The sequence below is a fragment of the Methanolapillus ohkumae genome (assembly GCF_032594355.1).
Classification (GTDB): Archaea; Halobacteriota; Methanosarcinia; order Methanosarcinales; family Methanosarcinaceae; genus Methanolapillus; species Methanolapillus ohkumae.
In genome coordinates this window covers 806,864-823,914 of record NZ_CP131061.1, presented here as the reverse complement: position 1 = coordinate 823,914, position 17,051 = coordinate 806,864, and the positions used below count along the sequence as shown (strand labels likewise).

The following is a 17,051-nucleotide window of genomic DNA, read 5'->3' as shown; positions in this document are numbered from 1 at the left end:
ATAGAGACTAATGCAAATTTGATATAAATATTTGTCGATATGATGGCGATGATTTTAGATTTTTTTAAAACAAAGAATAATAATGGCAAAACCTTTAAATATAAAAATATGTATTTAGGGGAATGTTGTCTGACGGCAACTAAAAACCAAAGCTCAAAGCATATTTTGACTTTTTCTTTTAAAGTTTCAAAATCGCAATATTTACATTTCATTAAAACCCCGTTTTGGCATCCGTGTCAAAAATTAAATGATGAATGTTATTTTCTGGCATTGGTTTAAAATTCAATTGGGCCCGTAGCTTAGCCTGGTGGAGCGTACGGCTGATAACCGTAAGGTCCTGCGTCCGAATCGCAGCGGGCCCACCATACATAACTTCTTCTATTCCATTTTTCAAGTTGTTCTGTTCTTCTATTCCATTTTTCAAGTTGTTCTGTTCTTCTATTCCATTTTTCAAGTTGTTCTGTTCATTTATTTTCTTTTTATCCATTAGCCTCTGTTTTTTAACTATTTTTTACCATCCTTTTAATCCGTTTCTTTTCACAACAAAATCGTTTTCTGCAAAAAACTCCGCAAAACCCATTTCTTACAAGATTTTTCCTGATAAATCGTGTCCGGTAAAGCTATTTTTTATAAGATTCGATTTCTTTTTTTAAAGCCGGTATCATCCGTTTTTATGAATTTATGATGCGGGAGATTTTTTGCATTTACATCAAAAACAAACAATAAAAAAGACATCGGATATTGGTTTTCGGATATTGGTTAACACTCGATCCGGCTTTCCCAAAATTGTTAAAATAAAAACATATGTTTTACCGGAAAAATAAATTCAAATCAAACACCGGAAAATTTTATAAAAATAATTTTTTTGAGAATGAAAAGAGAAGAAAATATTATATATATGATGTGATAATATACACTAAATATGAAGATATATAATTGAATTAAAATATATCTGAAATAAAATATTTTGTGGAATACATTTCCAAAAAATGCATTCGGAATGATGAAAAATTAAAAATTTATCAAAATTAAAATAAAAACATAATAATAAATACTAAAACATATTAAATAGGAATAACAAAAAAAGGGGGAGATTTGACAAATTAAAAAAACAAAACGGGTTGATTATTAAAAACAATCCGATTCATAATTAAATATACTAACATAAATTAAATATCAAAAACCAAAAAATAATTTTTAAAAACTTTACAAGATAGTACTGATTTAAAAAAATTTAATTCATAATGAGTACTATAAAGCAATAAATATAAATAAAATAAATAAAATATAAGGATTAATTAAATGAATACTCAGCCATGATTGTGGATGACTATTCAAATAATGACCGATTCATAAAAAAATGAAAAATAAATAAAAACGCAATCGAAAAAACGATTGTTTTTTAAAAACTCTAAAAAATACAAAAATAAAAAATATAATTAAAATACTAACACTTTACACCCCTATCATAACTTAAAAACGAAAGGTATAAAATATATTAACAGATATATGCGTAAGTTATACAAAAAACAGAATAAAAACGTGATTAATAAAAACGGTATAAATAAAAAAATAAAAACAAATAACGTGAAAGCCACTTAAAAAGAGGGAACATAAAATGAACGAACAATACACAAAAGATTCAGAAATGGTTGAGCTGTTGAGAAAATTAGACATCAGCCGACCTGTCGCAAAAACATTGGCCTGCCTTTCCGACGGAAAGGAATTGACCTCTCACACAATCGAAATGACATCCGGCCTCAGACAGCCCGAAGTCAGCATCGCCATGAGATATTTAAAAAGCAACGATTGGATCGATATCCGTGAAGAGAAAAGAGACAACGGAAAGGGAAGACCTGTGAAATATTACAAATTGGTCGTCCCGATGGACAAAATCATCGAAAAAATCGAAGAAAACATCATCGAAGAAAGCAGAATTATTTTAAGAAACATTGAAGAGTTAAAGAAAATCTCCTAATAACTCTTCTTCATCTCCTTTTTTCTTTTTATATTTCAAAATCAGAACACAAATCCGAAAAAGCCGGATTTGTTGTTTTTTTCTATGAATCGTTTTTTTGACGGTTTTTTAGTTTTAATGCCGTCTTTTCAATCATTTGTTATGTAATTTTAATTTATTTTTTTGTATTATTTTTAATTTTTTTAATTAGAATTATTTTTATTGCTTTTTTTATCGCATTGTTTTCTGCTTGAATGCATTGTTTTCTGCTTGAATGCATTGTTTTCTGTTTGAATGCATTGTTTTCTGTTTGAATGCATTGTTTTCTGTTTGAATGCATTATTTTTAATTTGCCGCGTTATTTTATCTCATTCATTTAATTCTTAACGAATCCTCTTCTTTTGTTTTAATTCGTTAAAGAATGAATCGGTGCCGGAATCCGACCGCCCCGTTTGATGAAATTTTCGGAACTGAAACGTGACACTTTCATAACCGGTGCCCGTCCCAAAAGACCACCGAACTCGACAAAATCCCCAACATCTTTCTGAGGCGCCGGAATCAACCGGACAGCCGTTGTTTTCTTATTAACAACCCCGATTGCCATTTCATCGGCGATAATTGCAGAAATCGTTGCCGCACTCGTCTTCCCGGGAATTGCGATCATATCCAGCCCGACAGAACAAACGCATGTCATTGCCTCTAATTTTTCAATGGAGAGTGCGCCGCAGTTGACCGCCTCAATCATTCCCGCGTCTTCGCTGACCGGAATAAATGCACCGGAAAGGCCGCCGACCGACGACGAAGCCATAGCGCCCCCTTTTTTGACAGCATCATTTAAAAGCGCAAGCGCTGCCGTTGTTCCATGAGTTCCGCAGCGTTCCAATCCCATCGCTTCCAAAATTTCCGCGACACTGTCCCCGACTTCAGGCGTCGGCGCCAAAGAGATGTCCACGACCCCAAACTCGATGTTCAGACGGCGGGAAACTTCCCGGGCCGCCATCTCTCCCATCCGCGTGATTTTAAAGGCCGTCTTTTTGATTTCTTCGGCAATATCGCCAAAAGACGGATTATTCAGCCGCCGGAGTGCTGAATTGACAACTCCCGGACCGCTGACGCCGGCATTGATGACACATTCCGCTTCGCCGATGCCATGAAAAGCACCCGCCATAAACGGATTGTCATCCGGCGCGTTTGCGAAAACCACCAGTTTTGCGCAACCGATTCCATCCCGATGCGCCGTCAAGTCCGATGCCTGTTTGATAATTTTCCCCATGAGAGCGACGGCATCCATATTAATTCCGGCTTTGGTGCTCGCCAAATTGATGGACGAACAAACTTTGTCGGTGACCGCAAGCGCCTCCGGAATGGACGAAATTAAGCGAAGGTCACCATTTGTCATTCCTTTTTGAACCAGAGCGCTATAGCCGCCAATAAAATCAATGCCGACTTCTTTTGCGGCTTTATCCATTGTTTTGGCAATGGAGACGTAATCCGAAACATCCGCATCCATACAGGATTCGGCGACGATGGAAATAGGTGTGACGGAAATCCTTTTGTTAATAATCGGGATTCCGTAAAGGTTTTCCACGTCGACGACGGTCTGAACCAATTTTTCAGCACGGGTGGTGATTTTTTCATAAATATTTTGATTAAACGTATCCACATCCGGGTGCGCACAGTCGCGAAGACTGATTCCCATCGTGATTGTACGGATGTCTAAATTTTCCATCCGGACCATATCAATGGTCTGCATAATTTCTTCCGAAGTAATGTACATAAAAAAGACTCCAAAAATAATTAAATGCGGTGCATGAACCGAAAAACATCTTCGTGCTGGACACGAATCTCTACTTTAAAAGAAGCTCCGACTTCGTTCATGATGCGTTGGAAGTCCGAGAGAACGAAATTTTCATTTTTGACCTCGCCAATCATCAGCATTGTAAAAATGTCTTCCATTAATGTTTGCCGGATATCGACAATGTTCACGCCAAAGTCCGCCATCACTTTTGTGACGCCCGCGACAATACCCACCGTATCGACACCGATTACCGTAATGACATAACGATCTGTTTTCATAACAATTTCCCGATATTAAATATTTCAAATTAGTAGAGAATAAAAAGAAAAAATAAATTAAACACACTCAATCATTTAAAAGTATATATCCGTTTTTGATTTTAAAGAAAAGGATTTGTAAACTAAAAAAAAAGAAAAAATGGGACGGATTTTTTATTATTTCCGCCGCCGGGGACTTAAAAAATTCTACCGCAGCGCATTCACATTCATTTTAAAATTTGCTCATCGGTTTTTTCATATTGAAGAGAATCGGCCTCCTCAAAATTCGATTCGTTCAAATTGGATTCGCTCAAATTCGATTCATTCATATTTGATTCGCGGATATCCGATTCACTCAAATCACTTTCATTTTCAGTTTCATTCTCATTCCCATTTTCATTCTCATATTTCGGTTTTCTTCCTTTCGGATCATCCCCGTATTCATTCGGTCCTTTCGTTCCATCAATAAAAAATAAACCGAATTCAAAAAGAGTCGGAATAAATGCCCAAAACGAAAGGAAATGAAGAAGCATCACTAAAGCAATCCATCCGGTCAAATCCAAGTCATGCAGACGTCGGATAATTTGGAGAAGAATGAATATGGCGCCCATAATTGTAATAATCAGAAAGATGAGACCGAGAATGAATGCAAAAATATCAAAAAAAACGCCATACGGCCCTGTAAGAGTACGGTTCAAAAAAACATAAATATCGGAAGAGATCGCCAGAAAAATAAAATAGAGAAGACCGATCACCATCATGATGGCGTAGGGTTTTCGGTTAAGCCGCCCGGCACTGGTAAAATTTTCCGAAAAGATCAGAAACACATTAATCTTTTTTCGAACCAGATAAAAAACCGTACCGAAAACCGCCAAAATGAGAACAGCAAAAATTGCAAAGAGAAGAGCATTTCGCAAGAGTAAATCCATCTTGTTAAAGTCCGCCAGGTAAGAAGCATTTCCGGGGGAACCGGTTTGTCCGGCAAAAACCGGCAGCGGATAGTTGTCAAATCCGGCATCTTCCCCATTTACCCAAATGCAGTTTTGGAATTGCTGCGACTGCTTGCAGTTTTGGAATTGCTGCAACTGCTTGCAGTTTTGCGCTGCTGCAACTGCTTGCAGTTTTGCGCTGCTGCATCTGCTTTTAATTACACGGTTTACCACCACTATTTTTCCATCAACACATCCATTCATCATAGCAATCCGAGAAATTCGAGATGCAAAGCATCTCGAATTTTCGGGAGGGTTTGCTTGGAATAGAGAATCAAGGTGAATCGAAAATGAATCGAAATGAATTGAAATGAATCGAAATGAATCGAAATGAATTGAAATGGATCGAAATGAATTGAAATGGATCGAAATGAATTGAAAATGAATCGAAAGTGAAAAGAAATAGTATTTAAATATTGAAATCCGTAAAAAACAGATGCAATAACTTAATTTTTAAAGCAAGAAGAGCATCAAAATGATCAGCCGGCAGGAAATTTTTCAATACGTCAAAGAAAAATACGGAATTGAGCCCGATTATCCGTGGATGAGAACACCAAATTATGCGATCTTACGGCATGATTCCAACCGCAAATGGTTTGCCGCCATTGTGGATATCCCAAAAAAAGTACTCGGATTGGAAGGAAATGACATTGTTGATGCGATGAATCTGAAATGCGACCCGATTCTCATTGGTTCCCTAAAAAGCGAACCCGGGGTTTTGCCGGCTTACCACATGAACAAAGAGCATTGGATAACGATTTTATTGGACAGCCCGATGCCGCCCCAAAAAATCTTCAATTTGATTGATTTAAGTTACGCATTGACGAAAGAAGAAAAGAAATAAGGGATGGAAAAGAAGATTCGGGTCCAAGAAATCAAATTTCCCTGTTTTTAGATGAAAAAACATGTCTTCCAAATTTAACAAGAAAAAAATTCCAAGAGATGAGACTGTTTTTATATTTATGATAATAATTTATTTGAGTTTATTCCCGGATATTGTATTTAATAGAAATCCTGACAATAAAAATACAGAAAAATAGATACAGAAGAACAATAATCCAAATCCATATGAAATCCTGAACACGAGTCATATTGTCCGCCAAATGGAAATGGATGAACAAAATAAAAAGGGAGTAAATCAAAAATAACAGAATTGGAAGAGTCTTTTTTTTGTTTGAACCACCATTTAAAAATGAAATGGTAGCAATCATTATTGAAAAAGCCAAAAAAATAGACCCAAACTCAATAATTTGTACCCCGGAATGAACTTTAAATTCCGAAACAATAGGGTTTAAAATAGAGAAACTGATAAAAAACGCAACCGACAAATATAAAACAAAAACAGCAAGTAGAATTAATTTAAAAGATTTTAAATGATTCATAAGGGGCCCACACATACATCTTATTAAAAAAATTGGTTGATAATAATCAACCAATTAAACTTATCCGAGAATATAACTTATGGTTCCAAACTGTATAATAGCAGTTACTATTCCCGGATAGAGAATACTTGCTCCAAAAACAGCAATATATGCTGATGCATAAGGAACGGTCATATCCAGACTACCGTCATTATTTTGGGCGTTCCAAAAAACAGCACGAATAGCAACAATTAATACAGGAGATAGGATCACTGCCCCTGCTTGTCCGATTGCTGGAAATGCTGCACCCAGAATTATTGCAAAAGCTGTACCACTGAATAGTACTAACGCCATTTGCCAACATCTCAGCATCAATCGGAGAGAAATGAAAATTAACTCCACCTGTTATTGAGTTTCCGTAGGTATCATAATAACTTTGATGCCAAAAAGTATCCCTCGCTTTTGAAATAGATGAGGCAATGTCAACGATATCATTTTCATAAATATCATTTGTTGAGAGAGATTTACTTGAAATTAAATCATCTTGAGTAACAACCGCAAAATTAACCCTTCCCGAAATGAATTTATCATTCCACAAAACAACATATGCAACGGTTCCGTCTTTTTCAATTGAAACGATTTTTTCATTCCCATAAAAAATATAGTTATTGATTTTATAACTAAATTTTTCAACATTTTTTTCACCTGTTGTTGTGGGATTTATATTTAAGATTCTAAATATCGAGTGCATGAATCAGAAATGATCAAATTAGATTCACTCACATTAACTTACATATTTAAAATAGGATAAATATCTATCAAAAAAAATATTTTTAAATGGATAAAAATGACGTTTTCAAAACCCAAGCGTGTGACATTTGTTGAAAAATTCATACAACAATAGCCGAAACATCGTAAGCCGTCTGAATCAGCCGGAGCCATGTATTTAAAGCAGAACGCAAAGAGATGACATCACTGCTTTGGATATTTAAAATCAGGCGCCCGGCCTCATCCAAATTCATGAAAATAACGGAGCGGTCGGAAATCGGGTCGCCGGCTTCCGGAAGAAGACTTGCGTAAATTTCACGCATCAACTCCTTGTTCTCCGATTCAAAGAAAAATTCGGCTTCGGCTTTCATTGTTCTCCACCCGCCGCAGCCCCGGTTTTAACACTTTTGACATAAAGCCGCAAAAACGTGTTCCCGTTGAGCGAAAAATCAAGACGGTCGTCATAAACCGAAAGCTTTCGAACAAATGTCTCATTCTTTTCCTTGCCGGTCAAAGGCTTGGATTCTGCCGGTTTCGCCGGCTTTTCTTTTTCCGATTTGGCATCCAATTTGGCATCTGAAATTGAAACAGAAGGAATAAAATCCCCCGCCCCATCCAAAAGAACACGGTTTAAAGCCTCAAAAATAGCTGAATCTTTCGTCCCGCAAAACACATGCCGCCCGAAACGAAGATCGCCCAAGGAAATCGGTTCAGGATAACTCTCAGACACATAAACCGATAAGAACGGCTTTCCGCCGGCATCGTAAAAAGACAAGCTTCCGGGGTTCCCGTGAAACTCACCGACCACCAAAAGAACGGATCCCGATGCGGACTCCAAAATATCCGAAAAACTCGTCTTTCCTCGATTCATGTAAGCCGCATCAAAAAAAAGAGCCAGCTTTTTACACAAAATCTTCGTCTTCTGAGACGGTTTTCGAGAAGAAGTCATAAACAACATAATAACACCAATCCCCAAAAAAATGAAAAGAGTAAAATGAATAAAAGAAAAAATAAAGATCAAGAAGAAATAAATAAAGAGGAAGGAAAGAAGCAATAAAGAAGTAATTAAAAAAGTTTCAACGAAAAGTTGAACTTACTTTTAACTTGCCGCTTTACCGCAGCCATTGCTTTATTTGGCTTCGATTCTCTTTAAAGTGGTCGGACGCTTTTTGACAAGAATCCGGTGGCCGCAATAGGAACAGCGAACGCCTGAACTTTCATAGTCGATATCGATTTCTTTCTTGCATTGGGTACAATAATAAGACATATTCACCCTCCGATTGGATTAATGGAACCTGACAATAATTGGACAATAATTGGATAATAAATGAATAATTCAACAAAATGTACGAGAAAAAAGAGTAAAAGAAAAGGAAAAGATGAGAAAAGGATGAAAAATTCACATCTTTCTCATATTATTTTAAATTACTCTTCGACTTCCTCTTCATCCAAGAAAGCGTAGTGGTATTTCACGGAGCTGTCGGAGAGCGCATTTTTCATGGTGTTTTGGAAGGTCTTTCCGACGCTGGTTTGCGGAATAAAAGTTCCGCCCGCGAATTTGTAACCGCATTTCTTGCATTCCCAAATGCCGGTTCCGATTCTGCGCACAGACGGAAGGTCGCATTTCGCACAGGTGTGCGCGCTGTTTGTGCGTTCTTCAAGGTCGGCTACTAATTTTCTGTCTTTTCTGCCATACCGGACACCAAATCTTCCGGTGGACCGGGAAACTTTTCCTTTTCTTGTGTTTTTCTTAACAACCATAATGAATCACTCTTGTGATTTGAAAAATCATATATAAAAGTATATAAGGTGCATAATAGAAATCTGTATAAAAATCATGTCCATCCGTAAAAAATCATATATTTACATGAAAATGATCAATGATTTTTAATCGATTTTTTAAATTTATAAATTTATAACCGCAACAGATTCAACACCTTACAGAGAGATTGAATAAATATCTTTCCCTTAATTCCGCCGCCTTTTCCCGTCCGAGATTGACCATTTCAAAAACTTTCTCCGGAGTCAAAGCTTCAGAACCGCTCTTTTGCATTCCCGAAAGAGCACCTTCTTTGTTGGTAATGACCGTCAGTTTGGTTCCGCAAACCATTTCCTCATCCAAAATCGGGTCAAGCATCAATTGCCCGCCGATACTGACAACAGTAACACCGACCGGCATATCCCGCATTGGAAGCGGCCGCGCCGGAGTGCCGTTTGCAACATCTTCCGGAACGGTTGTCGTCATCAACGCGGAAATCGCACCCAAACAAGAGGCATCGACAATATTTCCGGCATCGTTTAAAACACTGATGTCAACAAAAACCATCCAAACCGATTCGCCTTCCTTAATACACAGGTCTTCAAGAACAATCGATTTCGACTCACGGATTCCGCGGTCAACGATCCGGGACATTTCAATGGATTCCTCTTTCGGCGGACCCGGTTCAAAATCCGGAGACGCAAGCGGATTCATTTCCATTCCGGTCATGATGATTCCTTTGTCCGGATCATCCGGAAACGGCGTTCCCTTTTGAAGCTTAATGCCGACCAAAACTTTTGTTTCTCCGAATTTAACGTAAGCGGAACCTTCAGCTTTGCTGATCACATGGGTTTTTACCGAAATGTCGCGCGTTTCAAAAAAACCACGCCCGTCAGAACGCTTTCCTTCAACAACCAAATTATGAATAAAATCCTTCTTTAACGCGGAAATAACTTCATTGCTCATCGGAATCACTCCTCCTCTTCATCATCATTATTTTTTCGATTCTTGCCGTCATCATCAGCACGATCATCATCCAACACATCATCGCCTTCCACGAGTTCAATCTCAATTTCATCATCGGTGATTTCAATGATGTCAATTTCATCGTCGGTGATTTCAATGATGTCAATTTCATCGTCGGTGATTTCAATGATGTCAATTTCATCATCGGTAATTTCAATGAGATCAATTTCATCATCCGTGATTTCGATAATGTCCAATTCGTCGGCATCAAAATCCGCATCCAATTCTGCGTCAAGATCCGCACCGTCCGCAATATCGTAGACAATGTTTTCAACAAATTCGTTTAAACACTCCTCATTTTCAAAAAGCCCGGCTGCCAAATCACCATCGCCGGTTTCTAAGGATTCCTCATATTTTTTGATTAAATCGGAAACCCCTTTCGCCAACCGTTCGGAAACATTGTTGACAAACATCTCAATGTCCTCATCGGTCAAGCCGTCCGGAAGTTCATCGGCGTCAAAGTCATCCTCCGCCTCTTCCTCAATTTCCGCAACTGTTTCATCAAAATCAATATTTGCCGCAAACTTTTCCATAAGGGCGGCTTTTTGAATTTCAAGAACTTGGCGGCATCCTTTTTGAACCAACTCCATAGCTTCTTCAAATTCGCTTGGAGACAAATTGCCATCCATTTGAACCAGGGTAATTTTGCCGTCTTCCGTCATCGCAATCGGCAAATCCGCTTCGCCATAGTTGTCTTCCGGCTTGTTGAGATCCAAAACAATTTTGCCGCCGACTTTTCCGACCGCACAGGCCGATACAAGTCCGCGAATCGGGATTCCGGCATCCACCAAAGCCAAGGAAGCCGCATTGATGGCTGCTGTCCGGGTTCCGGCGTCCGCTTGCAAAACTTCAACAAAAATGTCAATCGCGGCTTTGGGATAAGCATCACTGATAATGACCGGCTCAAATGCCTCCCGGCTGACTTTAGAAATTTCACTGCTGCGACGGCTGGGTCCGGGACGGGCACGGTCTTCCACCGAAAAAGATTGCATATTGTACCGGTAGCGGATAATCGCTTGTCCGGCACGCTGCGTGCGCTTGGGGTGCGCTTCACGGGGACCGTAAACCGCGGCCAATACTTTGTTTGCGCCCCATTCCAAATAGCAAGAGCCATTGGCGCGCGAAAGAACACCGATTTTAATTTTCATCGGGCGAATCTCATCCGGTTTTCGGCCGTCTGTCCGCAGACCGTTTTCATCAAAAAAAACCACATCATTCTGGTTTGAGCTCATTTGTACATCTCCACTGCATAGATAACTTTTATTGAAATGATAAAATACCATCGATTATTATTTTTCAGGTTCAATTGCTTATTTTCATTACTTCGGATTCCACCGGTTTCTTTTTTAAGGACCGGACCGCTTGCTTTTTCATTTTCCCGGCGGGTTTATTTGAAACGCTTCCGGACGGAGGGAAGGATTCCTCGGGTTCCTCTTCCGTTTTGGAAGTTTTAACCGGTTTTTTAAAATTGGATTTCGGGGGTGTGTGCTTTGAAGCTCCGGTTTTTGACAAATTTAACTCTTCCGTATCCATTGTTTTTACGGCATCCGGTGTTTTTCCGGGATGAGATGTTTTTGCCGGAACCTTACCCGGCCGTTTTGATTTAAAAGCGCCGGCTGCCGCTTTTTGTTTAGATTTGTTTTTAAAGCCGGCCTCTTGTGTTTGAAAATCATCTGAGATATCGCCGGACACTGTTTCATCATCCGGGAAGCCTCCAGATATTCCAAAGGAGCCGCCGGATTCGGATGCGTCAAAAGAATTTGTTTTTGCCGGATTGGAGGAGACGCCGCCCAAAAGAGCATATTGTTCATCAATGAAAGCCGCGACCAAATCCGTCAGCCCGGATAAACGGGCATCCCGCTCAATTTTTAAAAGAGCGCGGGAAAGAATTTCCATGTCATCTAAAGAGCCGTTCATCCAAATGCGGCCATTGTTTCCGACAAAAATTTCACAGCCGGTTTTGGTTTTGAGCATGGCAATCATGGAACCGGACCGTCCGATCACACGCGAAACTTTAGACACCGGAATGTCATAGATACGACCGGTTTTTAATTTTTTACACAAAAGGTCGCCTTTATAGGTGACTTCGATTTTCATTTCCGCGTTGACATCCACCACTTTGAGCAAAACGGTATCTCCGACATTGAAATGATTTTGCATTTCTTCTGAAGGCACTCGAATCGGATATTCCGAAACGTGCAAAAGCGCTTCATACGGACAGCCGATGTCAAAAATCCAATTCGACGGCGTGACCACCGTGACATATCCGATGACCAAATCATATTTTTTGGGTAGGTACGGACCTGAAAAAGGCAGAACAAAAATTTTATCCTTTTCGGATACAAACCCGCAAACGGACGCATAAACTTTGCCGCCGGACACAAATGTTCCGGAACCGGCCCGTGCGGGATTTTCCGACAACAACGTGCCGGGTATGACAATTTTTTTCGAATCCATTGAAAAATCCTCTCTTATCCTCTCTTTTTTCCTATCCTCTCTCTTTTCTACTCTGACCTGACCTTTTATGCTCTCTTCTTTTTTAAGCCTTTACTTGAAAAATAAAAATGAGATAAAAAAAGAAGGATTTTTTATTTTTTAAAAAGATATTTTTTAGATAAAAGATTAGTCTTTTTTGGGAGAATCGTCCTTTATTAATTTTGTTTCCGCTTCCCCTTTTGTGAAATGGTTCAGCATGGCGTAAAAATCGGTTTGCATACCGGCCGGAATTCGGATAACCGCAATCCAAGACCCATCTTTTTGCCATTCGTTCTTGAGCATTTTGCCAAACCCGGAAACTTCTCCAAACGCCCGCGGGGCGTAAAGTGCCGGAATTTTAACAGCGACACTGACTTCCTCAAACCGAATCGGAATGAGCGGCCGAATTGCTTTCATTGTGAGGGTGACCAATTCATCGACACTTTTCATCGGGTCGATATTGACTTTTGCTTCTTCCATCGCAATTTCAATCCGTTGCGGCGGGTGTGGCGCCATCGTCTGAGGATTTATCGCATTTTGAGCGATAAAGGTTACGACCAATCTTTTCTTTTCTTCTAAGAACCGCTTACGCTGCTCTTTTGTGAGCTGGATTTCGCCATCTTCTAAAATGTGTTTGGCAATGATTAAAACATCGCACGTATGAAAAACGGATTCCAAATCCGCCTCCGCAATCCGGTCTCCCCGGCCCGCGTTTTCAAAAATACAATCAACGGCAAGAGCCTTGGATAAATCCACAGGCTCCCCGCGCTTAAAAGCCAGACCCAATTCCGGATCCACTAATATTTCAAATTCTTTGCTTCCCTTCTTTAACCGAGCTGTGACGGCATCATCCAAAGAAACCATTCGAATCACCCCAAATTTTGAATCGGAAAAACAAAAAGGTCCGGTCCATAAACATATTTTCAGATATCGTTGTCCTTTTCCTCGGATTTCTTGTCGCTTTTCTTCGCGTCCTTGTCTTCTTCCGGAATTTTCGGATATTTTTCATAAATCTTGTCGGCAAACCGGGAAACTTCATCCGCGGTTAATTTTCTGAAATTTTTGAACGGAACAGTAATAATGCCGACTTCGAGCGTGAGCGGGTCAAATTTGCCGTCCGCCGCTTTGTACAAGGCTTCAACGCCCAAAAAAATCGCATCGTCCAAATCCATATTTTCATCGTAGACAGATTCAAACAATTCAATAACGGCACTGCGTCCGGCACCGATCGCCGTGGCTTTGTATTCCAAAAGCGCGCCGCTCGGGTCAGTTTCAAACAGGCGGGGAATGTTGTCTTCAACACCCGCAATCAAAAGCGATGTTCCATAGGGGCGTGTTCCGCCGTATTGGGTAAAGGTTTGTTTGTGGTCGCAGATTTTTTTGGAAATGACTTCAACACCGATGGGTTCGTCATAAGAAACACGGTTGATTTGTGCTTCCACACGGGCGCGGTCGACAAGAGCGCGCGCGTCGGCAACAAGACCGGATGTGGCGGCACCGATGTGATCGTCAATTTGGAAAATTTTCTCGATGGAGGCGGCCTCAATCAGGCGGCTGGTGACTCTTTTGTCCACAAGCAAAACCACCCCGTTCATCACTTTAAGTCCGGCGGCTGTTGTTCCTCTTTTAACAGCTTCTCTTGCATACTCAACTTGGTACAACCGTCCGTCCGGACTAAAAACGGTACTGGCGCGGTCATACATTTGGGGGGCCATTTCTCTCATGTTTATCTCCTCAAGTTTTCGGACTTATTTTAAGCCGAATGTATTTGAATATTATTATATGATTTTAATTTTATAGAATTATAAGGAATGGGATAATTTAACCGGATGTTCATATTTATAAACTGCGGACAAAAGAATAGGATGTCAAAGCCCTCTGTTTTTGCCATCCGTAAAAAAGATTGTTTTTAAATATTGTTTTTATGTTTTAAGTTTTAGTTTAAAGTTTTAGTTTTAAATTTTCGTTTTAAGTTTTAAGATTATTTTTGTCCGAGAGGAATTTTTCGGTCGCACCCTTGACAGTTCCGGAAACACCCCACGTTTTGACAATGACCCGCCGATTTTCAATCGCGGAAATGAACGCCAAAACGGCGATGGTTTGAGAAACCGCTGTGTGACGGCATTTGACGATTCCTTTGGAATTTTCAAACCCGTACACGGAAATTCCGGCCGCGGCAAAACCGACATCTCCCAAAAGAGTGGTTCCGGATGATGAAACGGCCGCAATAAAAGCTTCCCGGGAAACAAAGACGTCGCCGAAAACTTCGACGGCAACATAGCGTTTTCGGTCTCGGAGAGTCGGAAGAAGAGGTTCCAAAGTAACAGTCCTTTTTTTTGATAAAAAATATTCAGAAATAATGAAATGAATAATTGAAATGAATAATTGAAAAGTGATTAAATCAAGGAATTAATTGTATTAAAATGAAATGCCGGATTAATGAATACAATCGTCGTTTGTTGTCAAATATCATTATCCAATTTTTCAAAGCCGTCTGAATTATTATTCATAAATTCCACAATTTCAACGCCATTTGAAAGTTTTTTGCCGGACAGGATTTTTCGCCGCTCCTCAATTATTTTTTGGGGAAAATCCGTCACCGCTTTTTTTGCGTCTGCTTCGGACAATCCTAAAAGTTGCCCAAAAGCGATGAGTTCATACATTCCCCGAAGATCATAGACGGCCGGCGCGCCGCTGAAAAGAATAATCGGGACATCGTATTTTTGAAGAACCGGAATCATTTCCATCACACCCGAAAATATGCGGCTTCTTTTGAGGCCGCGGGTTTGAAGGAACGGATAAAAATCAAAACCAAATGCGATATGATTATCCGCCGCGATTTTGGCGACAATGTGATTGATGGGGCCGACCGAGACATTTAAACTAAAACCACCGGCTCCTTTGTCTTTTTGAAAAATGGAAACCGGATTGATCAGGTCCACATGAGCGGATTCGGCTGCCGTCCGAATAATCTTTTCATCGGCGGAACGGACCGCCAAAAAATCAACTTTTTTCCGGTATTTTTGAAGTTGAGATGCCAAATCTGAAACGCTTGCGGGAACCAATTCGAGTCCGGAATGTAAGGTCTGAGCCGAACGAGTAGCATCCGCCGACATGGATTTGAGAAGAGAAAAATCCGAATCCGAAAAATCGGAGCCGACCGACTTAAAAAGAATCAAATCGGAAAAATGAAACGCATGGAGAAGAGAAAACACGGATTTGCACATTTCCGCATTAAAAGAGGCATCCGAGCGGGCTGCAGAACAGGGCGCGGAATCCAGTGCCGAGCCGGATGAGGAACCATGTGCGAAAGCAGGCACTGAGCCGGATATGGAATCGATTACTGAGTCGGATACGGAACAGGATGTAGAATCGATTACTGAGCCGGATGCGGAACCGGATGCAGAATCGAGTGCGGACCCGAGTTCTAAACTCGGTACGGAACCGGATGCAGAACTGGCCGCAGAAGATTGCTTTTCAAAGAGGGATGAAAAAACAAAATCAAAAGACCGGCGCGGCAGGGGGCGAGAAGAAGAAGAATCAAAAAGCGGAGGAGAAGAATGTTCAGCCAAATAATTCCTCCACGATGAGTCCTGCTTTTTCCCAACATTTGGGATACGTTTCGATTTTGACTTTGACGAAAATAGCATCGGAAGATTCCGTCAACCGAAGTTGTCCGAGAGCAGCATCTTGTTTTGAAAAACGCATGTAAAAATTCAAGTCATCGTCCAGCCGCTCGGGCATTTGAGACCGGAGAAGTTCGCGGTCGCCGTCGGTGAGATGTTCTTGGAAAAATTTGGAAAATTTCATGCACGAACTGTTTTTTTTCAATTCGGCGGTCAGAATGGTAATCGGGTTCCCGAAATGCCCTTCACCGGACACCGTTTCCACTAATTCGGATAAATTGTCTTTGGGAGAAAGACAAGGGGTTAAAAAAAAATCCAGAGCCTTTCGGACTCCGGATAATTCTTCTGTTGCGTGTGAAATCACACGGAAATTGATATGATGAATCACTTTCCTCTGTCCCTGTTGGCGCGAAGGCTCGGTCTTTGTTTTTCCGATCCGTTTCCACGGATGGTCAAACCACGTCCTTTCTTTCCGGCGCTGGTCAAACCGCGCTGAGCTCTTCCACGGTTTGCGCCTTTGCAAACCCAGTTGAGGTGTTTGTCGCTTTGGATCACCGGGTGGCTCGGGTCAACGAGAATGACTTCGTACCACTTGAATTTTCCATCTTCGCCAACCCAGTAGGAGTTGAGAACTTCCAGGTTCGGGTACTTGCGGCCGGCGCGTTCTTCACAAATGCGCTGGATGCTTTTTCCGGCAGTGGTTTTGCTCATTCCCATGTTGTGTGTGCGTCTTCCGCGGATGTATCTCGCTTGACGGAGTCCTCCTCTTCTGACTTTCACACGGACGACAATGATGCCCTGCTTGGCTTTGTAGCCGAGGGAGCGGGCACGGTCGATTCTGGTCGGGCGTTCTACTCTTGTTACGGAGCCGGAGCGTCTCCACACTTGGAGGCGTTCCCATCTAAGTTCGTCAACGTAAGATTCTTCCGGTTTTTTCCAGGCGTCTCTGACGTATCCATAAAAAGATTTTACCAATTTGTTTCACCATTTGATTTTTAGTTTCACGGTTCGGCTTTTCATTTTGTCAGCCACATT

The 17,051-nt window shown here is 40.6% G+C and carries 20 protein-coding genes and 1 tRNA gene; 4 read left to right on the top strand and 17 right to left on the bottom strand.

Annotation, left to right across the window (positions count from 1 at the left end; all coding sequences use genetic code 11):
- The first annotated feature begins 288 nt into the window (after positions 1–288).
- Both MsAm2_RS03415 and MsAm2_RS03410 read left to right on the top strand, forming a co-directional pair.
- A tRNA-Ile gene (locus MsAm2_RS03415) sits at positions 289–365 on the top strand.
- A gap of 1,253 nt (positions 366–1,618) precedes the next feature.
- Positions 1,619–1,978, top strand: coding sequence for an MreA family transcriptional regulator (locus MsAm2_RS03410; protein ID WP_338098395.1), 360 nt, complete (start codon positions 1,619–1,621; stop codon positions 1,976–1,978).
- Positions 1,979–2,363: 385 nt separating this feature from the next.
- Here the strand turns inward: MsAm2_RS03410 and MsAm2_RS03405 are convergent, their stop codons facing one another.
- From MsAm2_RS03405 to MsAm2_RS03395, 3 genes are all read right to left on the bottom strand, one after another.
- Positions 2,364–3,734, bottom strand: a complete 1,371-nt coding sequence (locus MsAm2_RS03405) for a PFL family protein (protein WP_338098394.1) — start codon at positions 3,732–3,734, stop codon at positions 2,364–2,366.
- A gap of 20 nt (positions 3,735–3,754) precedes the next feature.
- On the bottom strand, positions 3,755–4,033 hold the full coding sequence (locus MsAm2_RS03400) for an ACT domain-containing protein (protein ID WP_338098393.1): 279 nt from the start codon (positions 4,031–4,033) through the stop codon (positions 3,755–3,757).
- Positions 4,034–4,239: 206 nt separating this feature from the next.
- Positions 4,240–5,208 (bottom strand): DUF805 domain-containing protein, encoded by a 969-nt coding sequence (locus tag MsAm2_RS03395; protein WP_338098392.1) that lies wholly within the window; start codon positions 5,206–5,208, stop codon positions 4,240–4,242.
- Positions 5,209–5,476: 268 nt separating this feature from the next.
- Here MsAm2_RS03395 and MsAm2_RS03390 point away from each other — a divergent pair, with 268 nt between their 5' ends.
- Positions 5,477–5,845, top strand: coding sequence for an MmcQ/YjbR family DNA-binding protein (locus tag MsAm2_RS03390; protein WP_338098391.1), 369 nt, complete (start codon positions 5,477–5,479; stop codon positions 5,843–5,845).
- 728 nt (positions 5,846–6,573) lie between these two features.
- Here MsAm2_RS03390 and MsAm2_RS03385 read toward each other — a convergent pair.
- The 12 genes from MsAm2_RS03385 to MsAm2_RS03330 form a co-directional block, all read right to left on the bottom strand.
- A complete protein-coding gene (locus MsAm2_RS03385; RefSeq protein WP_338098390.1) occupies positions 6,574–7,113 on the bottom strand; it encodes a hypothetical protein in 540 nt (179 codons plus the stop codon).
- 139 nt (positions 7,114–7,252) lie between these two features.
- Entirely contained in the window at positions 7,253–7,501 is a 249-nt protein-coding gene (locus tag MsAm2_RS03380; protein WP_338098389.1) for a KEOPS complex subunit Pcc1, read from the bottom strand.
- Entirely contained in the window at positions 7,498–8,088 is a 591-nt protein-coding gene (locus MsAm2_RS03375) for a Brix domain-containing protein (RefSeq protein WP_338098388.1), read from the bottom strand. The genes MsAm2_RS03380 and MsAm2_RS03375 overlap by 4 nt, the downstream gene beginning before the upstream one ends.
- Before the next feature lie 171 nt (positions 8,089–8,259).
- A complete protein-coding gene (locus MsAm2_RS03370; protein WP_338098387.1) occupies positions 8,260–8,397 on the bottom strand; it encodes a DNA-directed RNA polymerase subunit P in 138 nt (45 codons plus the stop codon).
- A 158-nt stretch (positions 8,398–8,555) separates the two neighbouring features.
- Positions 8,556–8,891: a 50S ribosomal protein L37ae gene (locus MsAm2_RS03365; RefSeq protein ID WP_338098386.1), complete on the bottom strand. Its 336-nt coding sequence runs from the start codon at positions 8,889–8,891 to the stop codon at positions 8,556–8,558.
- Between the two features lie 169 nt (positions 8,892–9,060).
- Positions 9,061–9,861, bottom strand: a complete 801-nt coding sequence (rrp42, locus tag MsAm2_RS03360) for an exosome complex protein Rrp42 (protein WP_338098504.1) — start codon at positions 9,859–9,861, stop codon at positions 9,061–9,063.
- Positions 9,861–11,147, bottom strand: a complete 1,287-nt coding sequence (rrp41, locus tag MsAm2_RS03355) for an exosome complex exonuclease Rrp41 (RefSeq protein ID WP_338098385.1) — start codon at positions 11,145–11,147, stop codon at positions 9,861–9,863. The genes rrp42 and rrp41 overlap by 1 nt, the downstream gene beginning before the upstream one ends.
- Positions 11,148–11,217: 70 nt before the next feature.
- Positions 11,218–12,372, bottom strand: a complete 1,155-nt coding sequence (gene rrp4 / locus MsAm2_RS03350; protein WP_338098384.1) for an exosome complex RNA-binding protein Rrp4 — start codon at positions 12,370–12,372, stop codon at positions 11,218–11,220.
- 165 nt (positions 12,373–12,537) lie between these two features.
- Positions 12,538–13,254, bottom strand: coding sequence for a ribosome assembly factor SBDS (locus MsAm2_RS03345; RefSeq protein WP_338098383.1), 717 nt, complete (start codon positions 13,252–13,254; stop codon positions 12,538–12,540).
- A gap of 59 nt (positions 13,255–13,313) precedes the next feature.
- The gene (gene psmA / locus MsAm2_RS03340) at positions 13,314–14,114 is read right to left on the bottom strand and encodes an archaeal proteasome endopeptidase complex subunit alpha (protein ID WP_338098382.1); all 801 of its coding nucleotides are present in this window, start codon (positions 14,112–14,114) and stop codon (positions 13,314–13,316) included.
- 244 nt (positions 14,115–14,358) lie between these two features.
- Complete coding sequence (locus MsAm2_RS03335) at positions 14,359–14,709, bottom strand: Rpp14/Pop5 family protein (protein WP_338098381.1); 351 nt, start codon at positions 14,707–14,709, stop codon at positions 14,359–14,361.
- Between the two features lie 143 nt (positions 14,710–14,852).
- On the bottom strand, positions 14,853–15,617 hold the full coding sequence (locus MsAm2_RS03330) for an RNase P subunit p30 family protein (protein ID WP_338098380.1): 765 nt from the start codon (positions 15,615–15,617) through the stop codon (positions 14,853–14,855).
- On the opposite strand from MsAm2_RS03330, the gene MsAm2_RS03325 reads away from it, so the two are divergent.
- Entirely contained in the window at positions 15,610–15,966 is a 357-nt protein-coding gene (locus tag MsAm2_RS03325; protein ID WP_338098379.1) for a hypothetical protein, read from the top strand. The two genes, MsAm2_RS03330 and MsAm2_RS03325, sit on opposite strands and share 8 nt — an antisense overlap.
- Here MsAm2_RS03325 and MsAm2_RS03320 read toward each other — a convergent pair.
- Together MsAm2_RS03320 and MsAm2_RS03315 are read right to left on the bottom strand one after the other, a co-directional pair.
- Complete coding sequence (locus MsAm2_RS03320; RefSeq protein ID WP_338098378.1) at positions 15,955–16,404, bottom strand: RNA-binding domain-containing protein; 450 nt, start codon at positions 16,402–16,404, stop codon at positions 15,955–15,957. The genes MsAm2_RS03325 and MsAm2_RS03320 overlap by 12 nt on opposite strands.
- Positions 16,401–16,991, bottom strand: a complete 591-nt coding sequence (locus MsAm2_RS03315) for a 50S ribosomal protein L15e (protein WP_338098377.1) — start codon at positions 16,989–16,991, stop codon at positions 16,401–16,403. Before MsAm2_RS03315 ends, MsAm2_RS03320 begins: the two co-directional genes overlap by 4 nt.
- Between the last annotated feature and the right edge of the window lie 60 nt (positions 16,992–17,051).